Here is an 18,890-nt window from a genome sequence, read left to right on the forward strand (position 1 = left end):
TCAAGAACATCCTAGCGCTCCCGTTGCCGCACAGGCGGCACAACACGGCCGGGCTGAAGCGGCGCAACCCGGCGAGGTCCGACCGGCAAGCAGCGCTTGCCGAACGGCCCGCGGACGGTTCCGGGCGGACAGCTGATCGGACGAATCGTCGAAGGCTCACGCGCTTCAGGAGCCTTCGGCTTCGGGGGACGCGGCACGGGAACGCGCGAAGGTGTGACCGGCACAGGCTTCGGCGTGCGCGCCACGCAGGTGCCCTTGTCGTCGCGCGTTTCGCCCGCCGCGCAGGGTTGCTGCGGGGAGGCCTTCTTGCCGCTCTGTGCGACACATTGCGAGCGATCGTTCGGATTGACCGGGGCGGGACAGCACTCGCCGCTCGACGTCAGGTTTCCGGCCGCGCAGCACTTTCCCGCCGCGGTTGGCACGTAGCCGGCGGCACAACAAAGCGAGATCTTCGGAATCTTGAACGTCGGTTGGCATTGCGTTCCGTCGGCGCTCGGAGTCTGGCCGACCGGACAGCACACACCCTTCGAGGTCGCCTGGCTCTTCAGGCAACATTTGCCCGCGATCTTCACGTAACCCGGCGAACAGCAGTCCAGGCATAAGCCGCCCGGAATCTTGGGAATGAATTGCTGACACTTGCCGTTGACCAGAGCACCCGCGCAGCAAAGCTGCGCCCCGCCCGAGCCGGTATAGATGTGATCGTTCTCGCAGCACTCGTGGTTGGGACCGATCGCCGTTTGCGTCGTTCCGCACATCGGCTTGCCGATGTCGGTCGAGGGATTGCCGCAAGCGCCGCCGGGCCGAAGATCGACCGCTGAGCAGCACTTGCCGTTGACCAGAGTCTCGGACTTTGCGCAGTCCGAGGCACAGGCGCCCTTGCTCCACACTTGATTGATCGGGCATACGGGCTTGCCCCGGGGCCGCACATGGGTCTGACAGGCCCGGAAACTCGGCGGCGGCAGCGGCACGCCGACAGGGGGCATGCCCGGCAGAAGTTGCGCCGGCTGTTCGGCGCAGGTGCGCAGGATGACGATGTCTCCCAGATGTCCCCGTGCGGACAGATCCGGCGGCGCGTCGGCATAGTCGATGAAATAGCTGAGCCGCGGCGGCGCGTCGTCACGGCGGATGCGCCAGGCCGGATTGCCCTGCAGCCCGTCGATTGCAAGCATATCGCTCTGACCGAGCTGTGTGACGAGCTTGGGATCGGTGGCGTGTCGCAACTGCTCCCCGGTGGTCCAGACGAAGCCGCCGCAGGAGCGCGGATTGATGTTGCCGTGCCCGTCGTAGCTGTAACCGATGGCGACGCCGCCATTGTCGTTGCGGAAGGTCTCGGGAAAGCCCACCGCATATTCGTCCGGCACGGCCTGCCAGATCGGCTGCTTTGCCTCCGTGACGCCGATCACCGTATAGCGCAGCACGCGGCCGATCGACGGCACCGACAGCGCTTCGAAATCCTGGGCGCCGGTCGGCGCCGGCCGCTCGGCGAGATACATCCGTCCTGCGTCGTCGAACGTGATGCGCGATATCTCGGTGGCGCCGGCCGCGGGCGGCGCGGCCACCTCGATCCTGATATCCGGGCCGAACGAGCCATCGGCGTTGAGCCCGACCGACCAGACCCGCAATCCCTCGGCGACCGCGTAATAGAGCCGATGATCGCGCACGGCGAGGCCGAACACGCGACGTCCCGGCGCGGCGTAGCCCCAGGTCTCGGGCCGCGCACTGTCGAATTGCGGGCTGGTGAGATCGATGCCGGACCCGGCAGCTGCCGGCAAGGGCGCAATCCCGACGGCGGCGGTGCCGGTTGTGCCGTGATCGTAGACGCCGAGATCAGCGCCATTCATGCCGAAGCGATGGATGAGACCCGTCTCGCGGTCGGCGACGAACAGCGACTTCGTAGCGGGATCGTAGGCCAGTCCGCCGAGCGCTGCGCCCGAGTTCGCCCTTCCGGCGGTGACGACATTCGCAAACAGCTTCACTTCGCCGGTAAGGCCGTTGATCTTCCAGATCGACCCGGGCCCGCCTCCGGGTCCCCACTGCGCCGGCATGAAAGCCGCACCGTTTGTCCCGAACCTGATGTGCTGCGGCTTGCCATCGCTTCCGGGCGCAACGATCGACAGCCCGTAGGCCGAAGTCGCCGCGACATAGATGTTGGCGGGCGATTGGTCGTCCAGGGCGACGCCGAACACCTGCCCGATCCATTTCGCGCTCACCGTGAAGGGCTTCGGCGCGCCGACGAGCTGCGCCTCCGGTGGACCGCCCATGCGGCTGAGATCGACGACGCGCAGCGACGGTCCGTCGGGATTGATGAAGGAGCGCGCATCGGCGTCCTGACCGGGCTCGATCTCGAAGGGCCGGAGCCCACCGGAGAAGCCGGTGACCGCAGCCTGGCCGGGCGCATAGATGCCGCGCGGCGCCTGAGCCGAGGCCGCACTGCCCAGCGCTAGAACCAGGCTCGATGCGATGGCGATGCAGCGCATCGCTGAGACGACGAACGACTTGTGTCGGCGAGGCTTCATGATCGCAGCCCCTCACTTCACGATTGGCTTCGGCACGCAGGTGCCGCTGTTCGAATCGGGCATCGTCCCTGGCGGGCAGCATTGGCCGCAGGTCGTCATCTGCGCCGGGTTGCAGCAGCTGCCGTCGAACGCCATGCCCTGGGTCGGATCCGCGCACGGCGTCACGCATTCGCCGCTCTTGCCGATGCGTATCTGTCCCGTGGGACATGCCGGCGGCGGGCACATGCCGAACGGCGCGAAGCCGAAATTTGCCGGCTGATTCGTGTTGTCGCAGAGGCACTGTGACAGCCCGTTCGGCAGGATCGGGCCGGGGTGCGTCTGGTGATCCGGATTATCGGCTTCATACGGGCAGTCGCAGGCGAACAGCCAGCGATGCACATCGGTCCCTGGGTTGGCCACCTCGTGCCAAGCCGGAACCATCGGCTTGGGGCAGAAGCAGGATTGCACGGGATCGCAGCCGGTGTTCTCCTGCGTCGGCGGCAGCCAGATGGCCAGCGTTCCGTCCTGCGTCTCCGCTTTCGCGACCGTCGGGCTGTTGTCGCCGTATCCGCACTTCTGCCAGTTCGGATTGCAATTGGAGATGGAGCTGTACGGAATGCAGGCCGGATCCTTCATCTGGTCGAAGTGACCCATGGGTTGGCAATGCTTGACGTCAACCGACCCGCAATAAGCCTTCTGCGGCGGAGGCCGCGTGCAGTTGCACCCAATCCCCAACCCGCCGCACAGCAAATCCTGAGCGCATTCGCCGAGGTCGAAACCAATGGAATTCGTGCTCTGCTCGGTTTCGCAGGAGCATTTCGCGATCTTTTGGGCCGAGCTGTTCTCCTTCAGCTTCTTGTAGATGTCGGCCGGAATGGAGCTGCCGAATATCGCCTGCAGCTTGTCGGCGATCACGTCGCCGGAGCCCGTCGCCTGTGCGCAAAACTGATCGACCAGGTCTTGGCCCTTGCCCGTGTCCGAGCCCTGGATCGCCACGCCGGCGAGGGCCAGATCCAGCGCGATCGCGAGGTCGCAGTTGGTCTCGCTGTCGGAACAGAGCGACTCGCAATCATATGTTGCCTTGAGCGTGCCGTAGAAAGACTTGCCGAGGTCCTCGAGGCTGCACCCGGCGCGCACCGGTGACGCGAACAGCAGCATCGCGGCGATGACCGCCGCCCCATACATTCGCCAGCCGGTTGGAATTTCGATGCGCATCGGCCCTCCCGCAAGCTGAAGCAGCAAGATTGCGGTCGAAGGCTAGGCCGATCCGCCTCGGCCCGTATTGAGATGGCTCAATGATCCGCGATATGCAGACGCTGATCGGCATCAGCGCACCTCTAACCTGTGCGCGACGGGCATCGCAGTTGCACCATAAGTCCCGGCGCGTTGTCGCGCAGCGCGATCTCCGCACCGTGGAGGCGCGCGACGGCCGCGACGAGGCTGAGGCCAAGTCCATTGCCAGGCGGGCGACGTTGTCGCTGACCTGCAATGACGACGTGGATGGAGCCTGGCCTATGCCAGGCGCTCGGCTGCTACACCCGCTTGCCGCCGTTCTTCTCGGCCGCGCGGCGCAGCGCTTCGGCGAGGGCGCCGCCGCCGGAAGAGGACTCCTGCTTGCGCGGGGCCGACGAAGTCATGCGCGAAGGGTTGCGTGCGCCGGTGTCGCGCTGCATGCCGGGGGCATCCTTCTTGGCCCCGACCTCGTCGTCGAGGCGCAGCGTCAGGGAGATGCGCTTGCGCGCGACCTCGAAGTCCAGCACCTTGACCTTGACGATGTCGCCGGGCTTCACCACCTCGCGCGGATCCTTGATGTAGGTCTTCGACATCGCCGAGATGTGCACGAGGCCGTCCTGGTGCACGCCGATGTCGACGAAGGCGCCGAACGCGGCGACGTTGGTCACGGTGCCCTCGAGGATCATGCCCTTCTTGAGGTGCTTGATTTCCTCGACGCCCTCCTTGAACACCGCGGCCTTGAACGCCGGGCGCGGGTCGCGGCCGGGCTTTTCCAATTCCTTCAAGATATCGGTGACGGTCGGCAGGCCGAAGGTCTCGTCGACGAAGTCCTTCGGCTTCAAGGTGCGCACGATCTCGCTGGAGCCGATCAGCGCCTTGATGTCGCTCTTGGTGGCCGCGAGGATGCGGCGCACCACCGGATAGGCCTCCGGATGCACGCCGGAGGCATCGAGCGGGTCCTCGCCGCCGAGGATACGCAGGAAGCCCGCGCACTGCTCGAACGCCTTGGGCCCGAGCCGCGGCACGTCCTTCAGCGCCTTGCGCGACTTGAACGGTCCGTTGGCGTCGCGGTGCGCCACGATGCTCTGCGCAAGGCCCGAGCCGACGCCCGACACGCGGGCGAGCAGCGGGGCGGACGCGGTGTTGACGTCGACGCCGACGGCGTTCACGCAATCCTCGACCACGGCATCGAGCGACTTGGCGAGCTTGGCCTGGCCGAGGTCGTGCTGATATTGGCCGACGCCGATCGCCTTAGGCTCGATCTTGACCAGCTCGGCGAGCGGATCCTGCAGACGCCGTGCGATCGAGACCGCACCGCGCAGCGTGACGTCGAGCCCAGGCAATTCTTCCGAAGCGAACGCCGAGGCCGAATAGACCGACGCGCCGGCTTCGGACACCACGATCTTGGACATCTTCAGCTCGGCGAGACCCTTGACCAGCTCGGTCGCGAGCTTGTCGGTCTCGCGCGAGGCGGTGCCGTTGCCGATCGCGATCAGCTCGACCTTGTGCTTCATCGCGAGTCGGCCGAGCGTCGCCAGCGACTCGTTCCACTGCCGCTGCGGCTCGTGCGGATAGATCACGCCAGTATCGACCACCTTGCCGGTGGCATCGACAACCGCGACCTTGACGCCGGTGCGGTAGCCGGGATCGAGCCCCATGGTGACGCGGGTGCCGGCGGGCGCGGCCAGCAGCAGGTCGCGCAGGTTGGACGCGAAGACGCGCACCGCCTCGGTCTCGGCCGCGTTCCACAGCCGCATGCGAAGGTCGATGTTCAGATGCACCTGGATCTTGGTGCGCCAGGCCCAGCGCACGGTGTCGATCAGCCAGCGGTCGCCGGGACGCTTGAGGTCGGCGATGCCGAACCGCTTCATGATCTTCAGTTCGTAGGCGCCCGGCACGCCGGCCGGCGGCGGTTCCTCGGCCTGGATCTGGAGATCGAGAATCTCTTCCTTCTCGCCGCGGAACATCGCGAGGATGCGATGCGAGGGCAGCTTGGTCAGCGGCTCCGAGAAGTCGAAATAGTCGGCGAATTTTTCGCCCTCGGTCTTCTTGCCGTCGCGCACCTTGGAGGCCATGCGCGCATTGGTCCACATGTCTTCGCGCAGTGCGCCGATCAGGTCGGCGTCCTCGTCGAACCGCTCGACCAAAATGGCGCGGGCACCGTCGAGCGCAGCGGCAGCGTCGGCGACGCCCTTCTCGGCGTTGACGAAGGCTTCGGCCACGACCTTCGGATCGCTCGTCGGCTCCGCCATCAGCTGGTTGGCGAGCGGCTCGAGGCCGGCTTCCTTGGCGATCTCGGCCTTGGTGCGGCGCTTCGGCTTGAACGGCAGATAGATGTCTTCGAGGCGCGCCTTGCTGTCGGCAGCCATGATCGAGGCTTCGAGCGCGGCATCGAGCTTGCCCTGCTCGCGGACCGATTCGAGGATGGCCTTGCGGCGGTCCTCGAGCTCGCGCAGGTAACCCAGGCGCTCCTCCAGGGTGCGCAATTGCGCGTCGTCGAGGGCACCGGTCGCTTCCTTGCGGTAGCGCGCGATGAAGGGAACCGTGGCGCCGCCGTCGAGCAGCGTCACCGCCGCCTCGACCTGCTCGCTGCGGACCCCAAGCTCCTGCGCAATTTTCTGGTTGATATTTGCCACGCGAGATTCCCTCTATCCAAACACGCCGTGCGGCGGCGAACCACCGGCCACGGGACGCCGCTTATGGACCAACCGGGGCCGATTCATCAAGGTACGGCGGACGACCGTCGACAGGGGATTTTTTCTCGAACCGATGCGATCTCGCCACATTCGTGGGGAGGCGCGTGCTGCTGCTTCGCGCGTCCCGGACTGCGCTGCAACGCGGATAGCTTTGCAGCAGAGCCAGGACCCAGGAGGCGGCACAGCTGTAGCGAGATGGGCCCCAGCTCTGCAGCGCACGCCGAAGCGACGCTGCGCTGCGTCCGGGGTACGGTCGGAGCGTGCGCCTGCTCTCTCCTCGACGTCATTGCGAGCGAAGCGAAGCAATCCAGAGTCTTTCCACGGAGAGATTCTGGATTGCTTCGTCGCAAGGGCTCCTCGCAATGACGGAGTATGAGGCAACACTTGGTTCTCCGACTTCCGCCGTCATTCGTCGCAACCCGGCGGGCGATGGCAGCGAATGTGAGGTTGCAATTGTCACAGCGCTGCCGGATTGAGACGGCGGGCCCCCGCGACCCCTCCGCCCCGCGCAACCCTGCCCCTCGCGCCGGCTCAGTTGATTAAGGCCCTTCCTTGCGAAAAAGCTGGCGCCGCACCTTGAAGGGATTTGATTTCATGACGTTGCCGATGAGCTGGAATGAATGGGCGCAGCACGATGGCGTCGCGCTGGCGGGCCGCGTCCGCAAAGGCGAGCTGACGGCGAAGGATCTGGCGCGCCAGGCCGCCGCGGGCGTCGCCAAGGTCAATCCGGCGCTCTCGGGCGTGGTCGAGCTGTTCGAGGACGTGATCGCCGATCCTGCCAAGGACGGCGCCAATCTCGCGGGCCCCTTCGCCGGCCTGCCCTTCCTGATGAAGGATCTGGGGCCGACCATGAAGGGCCGGCTGCAGGAAATGGGCTCGCTGCTGATGCGCGGCAATCGCGCCGCTGCCGATACGTTCCTCACCGGTAAATTCCGCCAGGCCGGCCTCAACCTGATCGGACGCACCACGACGCCGGAATTCGGCGTCTGCTCTTCCGCCGACAATCCCGCCGTCTACGTCACGCGCAATCCCTGGAATACCGACTACACCACCTGCGGCTCGTCCGCGGGCAGCGCCGCCATGGTTGCCGCCGGCGTGGTGCCGATCGCACATGCGACCGACGGCGGCGGCTCGATCCGCATTCCCGCCGGGGTCAACGGCAATATCGGATTGAAAGTCTCGCGCGGCGTATTCTCGCTGGCGCCGCACATGTCGGACCTGACCGGCCTCGTCTCGATCCAGGGCTGCCAGTCGCGCAGCGTGCGCGACACCGCCGCCTTCGTCGATCATGCGAGGGGACCTGCGCCCGGCGAGTTCATGCCGTTCTGGACCACGGCGCAGCCTTATTCCGAGATGATCAAGCGCGATCCGGGCAAGCTGCGCATCGCGCTGTCGCACAGCTGGGGCGACTATACCGCGACGCCCGAGATCGCCGCCGAGCTGGAGAAGGCCGGCCGCTTCCTCGAAGGCCTCGGCCATCACGTCGATTATGCCCTGCCGGCGATCGATCTGCCCGCCGCATTCGACGCGCAGACCACCTGCTACATCTCGAACTTTGCGGTGGTGATCTCCAACATGCTTGCGGCGCGCGGGCTCACGAGCCCGCCGGAGGATTTGATCGAGCCAATGAACATCCGGATCTGGGAAGCCGGCCGCCACACGACCTTCGCCGAGCGGGCGAAGATGCAAGGCGTGTTCAACACCACCTCGCGCGGCTTCGGCGCCTTTTTCGAGCAGTGGGACGTGATCCTGACGCCGATCACCGCGCTGCCGACGCCGAAGGTCGGCACCAGGGAATATCTCACCATCTCCGACAACCCTGATGTGCGCGACTGGTTCGAGAATCTCTGGCGCTTCTTCGCCTTCACGCCGCTTGCCAATCTCTGCGGCATACCGGCGATCTCGATGCCGATGGCTGCCCAGGACCACGGCCTGCCGCTCGGCATCCAGGCCATCGCCAAGCAGGCCAATGACGGCCTGTTGCTGCAACTCGCCGCTCAGATCGAGCGCGCGCTGGACGGCAAGTGGAACGGCGGCAAGAAGCCGAAGGTGCATGTGAGCTGACGGGCTGCGATCGCAGCAACATGCGATCGCGCTCCTGCCTCAGTTCTTCACCGCCGGAATCTCCTCCGCCATCGGCTGCTTCTGGCCCTGCTGGTACATCGCCAGCGCCTTGTCGAGCGCTTCGCGCAGCGCCAGCGCCGCGGCGACACTGCAACGCAAGTGCGCGGTCTGGACCACGTCGACCCTGACGGCGGCGCCGACCGGCATCAACAGGTTCGCGGCGAGCTCGATCTGGATCGCGCCGTTGTGATGGCCGAAGCAGGACGCGCCGTCGAAATAGACGATCGGCGCCCGCTCCGCGCTGGAGCTCGAAATGATGACGGGCCCCTGATTGGCGGCGGGCGTTTCGGGGTCGGCCATGGGCGCTCCTTGCAGTTCGTTGGCGTACGAAGCGCCCACCATCGGCGCTTCGGCCCGCTCTGTCGAGGCCAAACCGCCTCCGGTGCGGGAATCCATCCGGGGCTTTTGCGCGGCGGCCGACACTGGTCTAGAACGTCCCCATGAGCACCACACCGACCACGCTCCCGTTCGAGGAACTCGCCGAGGCGATCAAGGGCCGCCGCTCCGACTACGGCCATATCAGCGGGCTCCAGCTCGACCGCTTCGCGCCAGCCGAAGCCTGGTCGAGCCTGCCCTACCGGCCCGTCTTCGTCGGCGACACCGAGACCGGGGTGCTGCATGGCGGCGTCGTCACCGCGATGCTGGACGAGAGTTGCGGCATGGCGGTGCAGCTTGCGCTCGACGGCACGCGCGCGATCGCGACGCTGGACCTGCGCATCGACTACCAGAAGCCGGCGACGCCGGGCCTCGACATCAAGGCGCATTCGGTCTGCTACCGCACCACGCGCTCGATCGCCTTCGTGCGCTCCACCGCCTATCAGGACTCGGAAGACGATCCGGTGGCGACCGCGACCGCCTGCTTCATGATCGGCGCCAACCGCACCAACATGCTCGCCGATCGCCAGATGGATGCACGCAGCATCCCGGCGCTGGAGGCGCCGGACGATCCGGACGGGCCGTTCGCGCGCAGCCCGTTCGCACGCGCCCTCGGCATCCGCGTCAACGACGACGGCACGCTGACGATGCCGTTCTCGCCGCAGATCATCGGCAACCCGATCCTGCCTGCGATCCACGGCGGCATGACCGGCGCCTTCCTGGAGACCACCGCCATCATCGGCGTCGCGCGCGAGCTCGGCGCCGCCGCACCGCCGAAGCCAATCGGCCTCACCGTCAATTACCTCCGGTCGGGGCGCGCGATCGATACGTTTGCCAATGTCTCGATCGTGAAGCAGGGCCGGCGCATCGTCGCCTTCGAGGCGCGCGCCTGGCAGCACGATGCTACGAGGCCGATCGCCACCGCCTTCGGTCATTTCATGCTGCGCCCCACGCCGGGAAGTGAAGACGAATAAGCGCATTTTGACTTGACGGCCGTGGCTGCGGCCACAACGATAGCGCGTCCCTTGCGAGAGGTATTGGATTGCGGCATCCGCTCGACATCGTCGCCATGTTCGCCGCACTCTGGCTGCTGGCCTCGATGATGCTCGACGCGGTGACGCCGAAGGAGCTGACCGCGATCACGATCGCGGTCGCGATCGGTCCCGCGATTGTCATCACCGCCGTGTTCTACTACCTGCGCTGCCCGCGAACGGACTTCGCGGTGATGTTCGCGGCGCTCTGGCTGATCTCGGACATCGCGATCGCTTTCGTCTCATCGAAGGATCTGCCGCATTTCCTGATCGTGCTCGGCTTCTTGCCGGCGCTGGCGGTCGGCGCCGTGCTGCACTGGCAACGCCTCCAGCGCCGTGAGCAGCGGCTGCCTGCGCCCTCGGTCAAGCGGAGTTGAGATTGCGCGCGGTGCTAACCTCTCCCCAACCCTCTGCCGCGAGCTTGCGGGAGAGGGAGCGCACCGGCGCTGTGGCGTCAATCTTGATTTCATCGCGCGCTAGGCGCGGCAGCAGATTCGTCTTCGCAAGATCCAGCACCTCGTCGCCGCGGCCGTTCATCACCGCGCGCAAGACCCAGAGGCTGAAGCCCTTGACCTGCTCGGCGGTGATGGTCGGCGGCATCGACAGTTCCTGCTTGGCGGTGACGACGTCGAGCAAGGCCGACCCGTCATGCGCCAGCATCTCCTTGACCGCCCCGGGAAGCTCGCCCGGATCCTCGACGCGTTTGGCAAAAATTCCCATCGCACGCGCCATCGCCGCGAAATCGGGATTCTCCAGGTCGACATTGGTGTCGACGAAGCCGGCCGCCTTCATCTCCAGCGCGACGAAACCGAGCACGCCGTTGTTGAAGACAACCACCTTCACCGGCAGCTTCTCCTGCGTCAGCGTGATCAGGTCGCCCATCATCATGGTGAAGCCGCCGTCGCCGGAGAGCGAGATGACCTGCCGGCCGGCCTGGGCCGCCTGCGCACCAATCGCCTGCGGCATCGCATTGGCCATCGAGCCGTGCACGAAGGAGCCGATCAGCCGGCGGCGGCCGTTCATGTCGAGATAGCGCGCGGCCCACACCGTCGGCGTGCCGACATCGGCGGTGAAGACCGCGTCGTCGGAGGCATGGTCGCTGATGACCTTGGCGAGATATTGCGGATGGATCGGCTTGCTTCCCGGCGTGCCCCTGGCGAGCAGATCCAGGCCTTCACGCGCCTTCTTGTAGTGCGCGACGGAGTCGTCGAGGTGCTTGCGCTGCGTCTTCGATTTCAAGAGCGGCAGCAGGGCCTCGATGGTGAGCCTGACGTCGCCGACGAGACCGAGATCGATCTTGCAGCGGCGGCCAAGGTTCTCCGGGCGGATGTCGATCTGCGCGATCCGGCAGTCGGTCGGGAAAAACTGCTTGTAGGGAAAATCGGTGCCGAGCATCACCAGGGTGTCGCAGGCGTGCATGGCGGCATAGCCCGAGGAGAAGCCGATGAACCCGGTCATGCCGACGTCGTAGGGGTTGTCGTATTCGACGTGCTCCTTGCCGCCCAGCGCATGCACGATCGGGCTCTTCAGCGCCTCGGCGAGCTGCATCAGGGGCGCATGCGCGCCGGCGCAGCCGCGGCCGCAGAACAGGGTGACGCGCTCGGCACTGTTGAGAAGATCGGCGAGCGCCTCGAGCTCACCGGCCTGCGGCACCACCTTCGGCGCCGCCACGCCAAGGCCGCGCGTCGTCGACAGCGCACGCTTCGGCGGGCTGCGGAACGCGACGTCGCCGGGCATGGCGACCACGGCGACGCCGCGCAGGCCTACCGCCGCGCGGATCGCGTTCTCCAGCACAAAGGAAGCTGGCTGGGGTCGGACACCAGCTCGCAATAATGGCTGCATTCGCGGAACAGGTTCTGCGGATGCGTCTCCTGGAAATAGCCGCCGCCGATCTCGGCGGTCGGGATCTGCGCCGCGATCGCCAGCACGGGCACGCGGCTGCGATGCGCGTCGAACAGGCCGTTGATCAGATGCAGATTGCCGGGACCGCAGGAGCCCGCGCACACCGCGAGGCCGCCGGTCATCTCGGCCTCGCCGGCGGCGGCGAAGGCTGCGACCTCCTCGTGGCGAACATGGATCCATTCGATCGTGCCGCGGCGGCGCAACGCCTCGGTCAGCGCATTCAGGCTGTCGCCAACGATGCCGTAGATGCGCTTGACACCGGCCTGCTCGAGCGTTGCCACGAACAGATCGGCCACGTTGTTGATCGCCATGTCGGTCTCCTGCTGCGCCGGTCACACTGCGCGATGCGTCAACATCGGCATTGCGGCAATATGAGGCACATTAGGCGGTGCCGGGTTCACAGCTGGTTTATTGCGGCTCAGCCTTTCGCAATCGCCCGATCGTAGGCTTCGACCGTCGCCTTGGCGCGCGCCGCGACATCGGCGGCGCTCATGCCGGGCTTGTAGAGGCTGGAGCCGAGCCCGAACGCGGTCACGCCGCCCTTGATGTATTCGGCAAAATTCTGGTCGGAGACGCCGCCGACGGCGGCGATCATCACGCCTGAGGGCAGCACGGCGCGGATCGCGGCGATGCCGGCGGCACCAAGCACGCTCGCCGGAAAGAATTTCAGGCCCGATGCTCCGGAGCGCGCGGCAAGCAGCGCCTCAGTCGGGGAAAACACGCCGGGCAGCGTGACCATGGCGTATTGATGTGCACGCACCAGCACCTGCGTGTCCACGTTCGGCGAGACCATCAGCCTGCCGCCGACGTCGTTGAGGCGATCGACATCCGCGGTGGACAGCACCGTGCCGGCGCCGATCAACACACCTGATGGCGCCTGCTTCACCGCCATTGCGATGGAGCGGAACGGATCGGGCGAGTTCAGCGGGATCTCGATCGCGGTCAAGCCGGCTTCGATCAGCACGCCGACGATGGCCTCGGTCTCCTCGGGCTTGACGCCGCGCAGGATCGCGATCAGCGACCGCTTCATCGACGGAAAGGCAACACTCATCTTGGGTATCCTTCTATTTCGTCCAGATCGCAGCAGCCGCCATCGACAGGCCGCGGCGGACGGCTCCGTCCGCATCGACCGGCTGCACCGTGACCGACAGTGCATCGAAGGCTTGCCGGTACAGCATCGCAAGCCGGCCCGAGGCAATCAGCACGACACCGGCGTGCGGCACCGCGCCGGAGAGGCCGGCGGCCAGCTCGGCGCCGATCAGCGTGCCCGACAGCGTCTCGCGCGCCGCGGCCGGCGTGCCGCCGAACAACAGCTGGCGCGAGCGCACCGTGAACAGAAGATTCGCGGCGAAGGCCGGCGCCGCGTACGCCGCCTTGACCGCGGCATTGAAGCTCGCGACATCCTCGGCCTCGTCGGCGCCGGCGACCGCAAGCGACAGGATAGTCTCCCGCGCAATGACGCTGAACAGCTCGCCGGTCATGAAGGTGGAGAAGCGTTCGACGATGCCGCCCCTGACGCGCACCCATTTCGAATGCGTGCCGGGCATGCAGACCAGCGCCTCGCCCGCCGCATCGAGGCCGAGCGCGCCGAGCAGCTGCGTTTCCTCGCCGCGCATGACATCGGGCGCGGCCGCATCGCGCTGGGCGATGCCAGGCAGGATGCGGATGTCGCGCGCCTGTCCGGGCACACGCACGGCCTGGTTCAGGATGGCCGGGAGCGGGGCCGGCGTGTCGACATAGCCGGCCTCGACCCAGCCGGTCTTGGCGCCGGCCATGCCGCAGACGAGAACCGGCAGATGATCCGGCGCCTCGACCGCCGCGAGATGCGATTGCAGCACCGCGGGAAAGCCGGTCTTGGCGGCGGCCAGCATGCCTTCATCGCTGCGGCGTTCGGCCAGCACCTGGCCGGCACGATCGACCAGCCACAGGCGAAAGCTGCTGGTGCCCCAGTCCACCGCGACATAAGCGGGTTCGGTCATGCGAAGCTGCCCTTGTCTCACCTAGAAATTCTTGTCTCACCTGCAAGACGACGTCTCGCGACAATGAGACGATCTCGTGCGGGCCTTGGTCGAGATACCGGCTATTGCGCGGGCAAACCAGCCCTTTCTCTCCAATTCGAGGCTCCACGGCGCTGGCACAGCGCTTGCTGAAGCCTCCCCGCTCAACTCCGTCAACGCGCGACAAGACGCGTCAACATCAGATGAGGAAACCCATGGAGATCGGCTATTTCACGATGCCTTCGCATCCGCCGGAGTGCGGCCTGAAGGAAGGGAACGACTGGGACCTGCAGGTCATGCGCTGGCTCGACGAGCTCGGCTATCAGGAGGCCTGGGTCGGCGAGCACCACACCGCGCCGTGGGAACCCAATCCCACGCCGGATCTGTTGATCGCGCAGGCGCTGCTGCAGACCAAGAAGCTTCGCATCGGACCGGGCGGCTTCCTGCTGCCCTATCACCACCCGGCCGAGCTCGCCAACCGCGTCGCGATGCTCGACCATCTCTCCGAGGGCCGGCTCAATTTCGGCGTGGCGGCCTCGGGCCTGCCAAGCGACTGGGCGATGTTCAACGTCGACGGCATGAGCGGGCAGAACCGCGACATGACGCGCGAGGCGCTGGAGATCATCCTGAGACTGTGGAGCGAACCGGCTCCCTTCACCCACAAAGGCAAGTTCTGGACCGTGACCAAGCCGGACACGATGTTCGACTTCCTCAAGCCGCACATCAAGCCGCTGCAGGCGCCGCATCCGCCAATCGGCGTTGCGGGGCTCTCCAAGAACTCGGACACGCTCAAGCTCGCCGGCGAGCGCGGCTTCATCCCGATGAGCCTCAACCTCAACCCGGCCTATGTCTCGAGGCCATTGGGATTCCGTGGAGATCGGCGCCGCCAAGACCGGGCGCAAACCGAACCGGCAGGACTGGCGGCTGGTGCGCGAGGTGTTCGTCGCCGACACCGATGAAGAGGCCTGGAGGCTCTCGACCGGCGACATGATGGGCCGGATGATGAGCGAGTACTTCCTGCCGCTGCTCGGGCATTTCGGCTTCAAGGACTATCTGAAGCACGCGCCTGATGTGCCCGACAGCGACGTCACCGTCGAATATTGCGCCAAGCGGAACTGGATCGTCGGCTCGCCCGCGACCGTCGCCGAGAAGATCGAGAAGATCTACGACGAGGTCGGCGGCTTCGGCGTGCTGCTCGTATTCGGCTTCGACTACAAGCACAAGGCCGAGGCCTGGCATCACTCGCTCTCGCTGCTGAAGAACGAGGTGATGCCGCGCCTTGCGCATCTCGGCTCCGCGAAGAAGGCGGCTTGACCGAATGCGGGTGCGGCAGGATCGTGCTGCACCCGCATTCATTTCGGAGATTTGCGCGTGACCGTCGATGCCAAGGACTTCAAGCAGGCGATGCGACAATGCGCCGGCGCGGTGGCGCTGGTCACGGTGGGGGCCGAGCACGGCAAGCGCACGGGCCTGACGGTGACCTCGGCCTGCTCGCTGTCGGACTCACCGCCCTCGCTGATCGTCTGCGTCAACCGCAATGCCAGCGCCCATGCGCGCATCCGCGAGGAAGGCGCGTTTGCGATCAACTTCCTGCACGAGGATCACGCGCTGCTCGCGCTCACGTTCAGCGGCCAGAAGGGCGTCAACGGCGACGACCGCTTCGCGTTCGGGCAGTGGACGCGCGGCGCAACCGGCGCCCCGGTGCTGACCGACGCGGTTGCCGCGTTCGACTGCGTGCTGGCGCAGGAGTTTGAGACCAGCACGCATTCGATCTTCGTCGGCGAGGCGCGCGGTGTCTCGCATTCGGCCATGGCGACGCCGCTCGTGTACTTGCGCAGCAACTTCCATACGCCGCGGGAGCTGCGCGAGGGCGTGACGATCGGCGACCTCGACGCGCGGCATTTGAGCTGGACGGATTTCTCCTGACGATGCCGTGGTCGATGCCGGATCGGCGACCTAGAACAGCTCATAGCCCGGAGTGAGAAGCTTGCCGGGGTCATGCCTCTCCTTGGCTTCGCGCAAGAGCGACCATCGCGCACCGAAATGATCCGTCCAATCGCTGGACGACATCGGAAACGCGCTCACTGGATACAACACCCCACCTGCGCTGCGAATACGCGCATAGAGCTCGCGGTTTCGCATGACCAGCCGCTCCGCATTCGCTCTGTCTGCCGACGCCGGGATACGGATCAGATTGAACGGAAACACAACGTCTTCGTCAGGAAGCCGAAGCAGAGGCGTGCGGCATCGGTCAGTGAACATCGGATAGTAGGTGATGCGCCCGAATGGGCCCAGATCATCGCTGTTCAGCTCGGCAATGACATCGCTCGCGATCTTCAGCGCCTTGCTGCCCGGCAGATAGGTCAGGAGCCAGGGATGCGGATTGAGCCATTGGCCGTTCGCCCGCAGGATCTTCTCGAGCTTGGCGAACGCGTTCGCGTCCTCGCCGAAACTCAGGTCGGAGACGGTCTCGCGCTTGTCTGCCAGGCCCGCGAGCAAGGCCCCGTCATCAGGAGGCATCTTGCCGTCGTAGAAGACGCCCGCCTCCAGTTGATAGCGCCAGCCGCCGGTGCCGCCAGGCACGACAGCCCCCTGCAACTGATCGAAGCGCGCCTCTTCCAGAACGCGCCGTTGATCTGCCGTGAGTGAAGCAAGGTCGGGATAAGACAGCTGAAATCGGCGAACCCGCTCGGGTGCGCGCATCAACCGAAGCGTTGCTCTGACGATGATCGCGCATTGCGCAAGTCCGGCTCGAACGGCATCGAAGAGTTCGGGATGCGAGCTCGGCGAACAGGTCAGTTCCACGCCTTCGCCGGTAACGACGTCGAGTTCCAGAACCTGATCGGTCTGGAGACCGTGCCGGGATGAGGATCCCCCGATTCCCCCGACGGCAAGCGTGCCGCCGACGGACAGTTCGAGGTAATTGGTCAAGACCGGCGGAACGAGCCCTTTGGCCAGGGTCGCATCCACGACCTTGTGCCAGGTCGCACCGGCATCGACCACGACGCGATCCGGCTCGATCCGATGGATCGTGGCCAGCATGCCAAGATCCATCACGATGCCGTCCTCGGCCATGGCCCGGCCGTAGGTTGCGTGACCCTGCCCGCGCGCCGCAACCTTCAGCCCCTGGTCTTTGGCCCAGCGCAAGATGTCAGCCACCTCGCCGCTCGTCGCCGGCTTGCAGACGGCCCGAGGCCGTCTATCCACGATGTGGCCGAAATCCTGCGCGGCCGCCGCGCGAGATCTGCATCGCTCGCGAGCAGGGGCCCGGGCGATTGCGAATCGCGCGTGCCGGACGGCTGTCCGGCAAGAGCAGCGGAAGCCAGCGTCGCGGTGACGCCGACGCCCGCATGGAGCAGTGTCCGTCTGTTGGGAGTCATGGCGCAGTCCTTCTCGCAGGGCGAAAGTGCCCTTGCGCGTCAAGCTGCGATGGCCCCGGCGCCGGGACAACGGGCGCGGCGCGAGATAGAGATTCCCACCAAGCGGTAGAATGCGTTCCGGACGTCGCTCAAAGCCGCTCGAGCTTCAGCCTCTCGGCCAGGAGATCGACGAAGAGATGCGTCTTGGCCGGCGGTATCGCGCTGGGTGGAAACACTGCACGCACGGGCGTTCGCGGTGCCTCGAAATCCGCGAGCACGATTTCGAGAGCCTCCTGGTCGACGAGATCGCGGATCTGCCAGAACGGACCATATCCGACACCGATGCCATGACGAGCGGCAGCATGCGCCGCCGTGGTGCTGTCGGTGCGAAAGCGACCATTCACCTGCACGGTGGTCAAGCGGCCATCGATCCGAAACCGCCAAATATCGGTTTCGCCCTGGGCAGTCCTGCGCAGGATGCATTGATGATCGGCAAGATCGCCGGGCTGACGCGGGCGGCCGTGGCGTTTGAAATAATCGGGCGCGCCGTAGACAACCGTGCGCAACTCTCCCAGCCGCCGAGTCTTGAGCGAGGAGTCCGGCAATTCCCTGATCCGGACGGCGAGATCGAAGCCGTCCCCGACGACGTCGACGGGCCGGTCGGACATGTTGACGTCGGCCTCGATCTGCGGAAAGCGCGCCATGAACTCGGCAATAGCCGGCACGACATGGGTGGCCCCGAACTGGATTGGCGCGGCGATCCTGAGCAACCCCGACGGCTCGATACGCCGGTTGGCCGCCTCCAGACGCGCTTCGCCGATCTCGGCAAAGGCTGGCTTGACGCGGCGATAGAACGCAAGCCCCGCCTCCGTCGCCACCGACTGCCGCGTGGTCCGCCGCACCAGCTCGACCCCGACACTGCGTTCCAGCGCGGCCAGCGCCCGGTTGACCGACTGGAGCGAGCGCCCTAACCGCCGCGCAGCCGCGGTCTGGCTGCCGGCCTCGACGACAGCCAGAAAGACTTCGATCTCCTCCATCGAGCCGTCTCCTATTCTCCTGCGATGCGGGGACATGTATGTCGGAAGCCCGCAGGCGGCAGCAGGGCGGCCGGCCAGCAAACGCCGGGAACTCGCGCATGGACCTCGCATGGAGCGTGGCGATCCACCGCGCCGATCAGTCAAGTGCGCCGTCTCGGGTGGTTCGTGCTCGGGTCCCAGCGGGGCGCCGCCTGCCCAAGTCAGATCGCAGGTCAGACGGACCTAACCCCGCCTCGCTTGCCAGCGGCCGCTGCAGAAGCCTGCAGACCCGCGGCCGCTCCAGCGGCCGCTGCCGAAACCAGCCCCGAGCTTGCCGCGACCGTTGGCGTATGAACCACCGGATGACACCCGCACGACGACCGCGCCGTTGCGGCCGACGCTGCCGGCGACCTCGGCCATACCTCCCGACAGCAAACGCCCACCCGCGATCTGGACAGGAAAACCATAGGTGCGATCGCATGCGCCGGCTTCGGTGATGATGAGGACATTCCAATATCCGTCGTAACCGGCACCCAACCTGGAGGTCGGTGCCCGGTGCGCCTGCCGCGCCTCCGCGGCACCGACGCTGGCAGCGGCCACCACGAGCATGATCCGCAACAGAGCCCTACAACTCAGTCGAGCGAGGAATCCAGTGTTCATTG

The 18,890-nt window shown here is 66.3% G+C and carries 13 protein-coding genes and 3 pseudogenes; 5 read left to right on the forward strand and 11 right to left on the reverse strand.

Features of this window, described 5'->3' with window-relative positions; translation table 11 throughout:
- Positions 1 to 11: 11 nt before the first annotated feature.
- The 4 genes and pseudogenes from ACETMP_RS17290 to ACETMP_RS17305 form a co-directional block, all read right to left on the reverse strand.
- Positions 12 to 2,516 (reverse strand): hypothetical protein, encoded by a 2,505-nt coding sequence (locus ACETMP_RS17290; RefSeq protein WP_375157134.1) that lies wholly within the window; start codon positions 2,514 to 2,516, stop codon positions 12 to 14.
- Between the two features lie 12 nt (positions 2,517 to 2,528).
- The gene (locus tag ACETMP_RS17295; protein ID WP_375157135.1) at positions 2,529 to 3,710 is read right to left on the reverse strand and encodes a hypothetical protein; all 1,182 of its coding nucleotides are present in this window, start codon (positions 3,708 to 3,710) and stop codon (positions 2,529 to 2,531) included.
- A gap of 122 nt (positions 3,711 to 3,832) precedes the next feature.
- A pseudogene (locus ACETMP_RS17300) lies at positions 3,833 to 3,967 on the reverse strand (ATPase); the annotation flags it as partial.
- Positions 3,968 to 4,027: 60 nt separating this feature from the next.
- Complete coding sequence (locus ACETMP_RS17305; RefSeq protein ID WP_375157136.1) at positions 4,028 to 6,364, reverse strand: Tex family protein; 2,337 nt, start codon at positions 6,362 to 6,364, stop codon at positions 4,028 to 4,030.
- Between the two features lie 654 nt (positions 6,365 to 7,018).
- Here ACETMP_RS17305 and ACETMP_RS17310 point away from each other — a divergent pair.
- Positions 7,019 to 8,488: an amidase gene (locus ACETMP_RS17310; protein WP_375157137.1), complete on the forward strand. Its 1,470-nt coding sequence runs from the start codon at positions 7,019 to 7,021 to the stop codon at positions 8,486 to 8,488.
- A 39-nt stretch (positions 8,489 to 8,527) separates the two neighbouring features.
- On the opposite strand, the gene ACETMP_RS17315 is transcribed toward ACETMP_RS17310, so the two are convergent.
- Complete coding sequence (locus ACETMP_RS17315) at positions 8,528 to 8,848, reverse strand: hypothetical protein (RefSeq protein ID WP_028134520.1); 321 nt, start codon at positions 8,846 to 8,848, stop codon at positions 8,528 to 8,530.
- A 140-nt stretch (positions 8,849 to 8,988) separates the two neighbouring features.
- On the opposite strand from ACETMP_RS17315, the gene ACETMP_RS17320 reads away from it, so the two are divergent.
- Both ACETMP_RS17320 and ACETMP_RS17325 read left to right on the forward strand, forming a co-directional pair.
- Positions 8,989 to 9,897 carry a PaaI family thioesterase gene (locus ACETMP_RS17320; protein ID WP_375157138.1) on the forward strand — a complete coding sequence of 303 codons (909 nt, stop codon included), beginning with the start codon at positions 8,989 to 8,991 and terminating at the stop codon, positions 9,895 to 9,897.
- 68 nt (positions 9,898 to 9,965) lie between these two features.
- Entirely contained in the window at positions 9,966 to 10,331 is a 366-nt protein-coding gene (locus ACETMP_RS17325) for a hypothetical protein (protein ID WP_375157139.1), read from the forward strand.
- 103 nt (positions 10,332 to 10,434) lie between these two features.
- On the opposite strand, the pseudogene poxB reads toward ACETMP_RS17325, so the two are convergent.
- The 3 genes and pseudogenes from poxB to ACETMP_RS17340 all read right to left on the reverse strand — a co-directional run.
- A pseudogene (poxB, locus tag ACETMP_RS17330) lies at positions 10,435 to 12,167 on the reverse strand (ubiquinone-dependent pyruvate dehydrogenase); the annotation flags it as partial.
- A gap of 107 nt (positions 12,168 to 12,274) precedes the next feature.
- A complete protein-coding gene (locus ACETMP_RS17335) occupies positions 12,275 to 12,907 on the reverse strand; it encodes a 2-dehydro-3-deoxy-6-phosphogalactonate aldolase (protein WP_375157140.1) in 633 nt (210 codons plus the stop codon).
- A gap of 13 nt (positions 12,908 to 12,920) precedes the next feature.
- The gene (locus tag ACETMP_RS17340; RefSeq protein ID WP_375157141.1) at positions 12,921 to 13,835 is read right to left on the reverse strand and encodes a 2-dehydro-3-deoxygalactonokinase; all 915 of its coding nucleotides are present in this window, start codon (positions 13,833 to 13,835) and stop codon (positions 12,921 to 12,923) included.
- Positions 13,836 to 14,068: 233 nt separating this feature from the next.
- On the opposite strand from ACETMP_RS17340, the pseudogene ACETMP_RS17345 reads away from it, so the two are divergent.
- Positions 14,069 to 15,167, forward strand: a pseudogene (locus tag ACETMP_RS17345) (LLM class flavin-dependent oxidoreductase).
- Positions 15,168 to 15,224: 57 nt separating this feature from the next.
- Positions 15,225 to 15,779 (forward strand): flavin reductase family protein, encoded by a 555-nt coding sequence (locus tag ACETMP_RS17350; protein WP_375157142.1) that lies wholly within the window; start codon positions 15,225 to 15,227, stop codon positions 15,777 to 15,779.
- 30 nt (positions 15,780 to 15,809) lie between these two features.
- Here ACETMP_RS17350 and ACETMP_RS17355 read toward each other — a convergent pair whose 3' ends face one another.
- From ACETMP_RS17355 to ACETMP_RS17365, 3 genes are all read right to left on the reverse strand, one after another.
- Positions 15,810 to 17,012: an FAD-binding protein gene (locus ACETMP_RS17355; RefSeq protein ID WP_375157143.1), complete on the reverse strand. Its 1,203-nt coding sequence runs from the start codon at positions 17,010 to 17,012 to the stop codon at positions 15,810 to 15,812.
- Between the two features lie 349 nt (positions 17,013 to 17,361).
- Positions 17,362 to 18,249 (reverse strand): LysR family transcriptional regulator, encoded by an 888-nt coding sequence (locus ACETMP_RS17360; protein WP_375157144.1) that lies wholly within the window; start codon positions 18,247 to 18,249, stop codon positions 17,362 to 17,364.
- Between the two features lie 222 nt (positions 18,250 to 18,471).
- Positions 18,472 to 18,888, reverse strand: coding sequence for a hypothetical protein (locus ACETMP_RS17365; RefSeq protein ID WP_375157145.1), 417 nt, complete (start codon positions 18,886 to 18,888; stop codon positions 18,472 to 18,474).
- Positions 18,889 to 18,890: the final 2 nt, after the last annotated feature.

Source organism: Bradyrhizobium dasycarpum (genome assembly GCF_042019905.1).
Taxonomy (GTDB): Bacteria; Pseudomonadota; Alphaproteobacteria; order Rhizobiales; family Xanthobacteraceae; genus Bradyrhizobium; species Bradyrhizobium japonicum_B.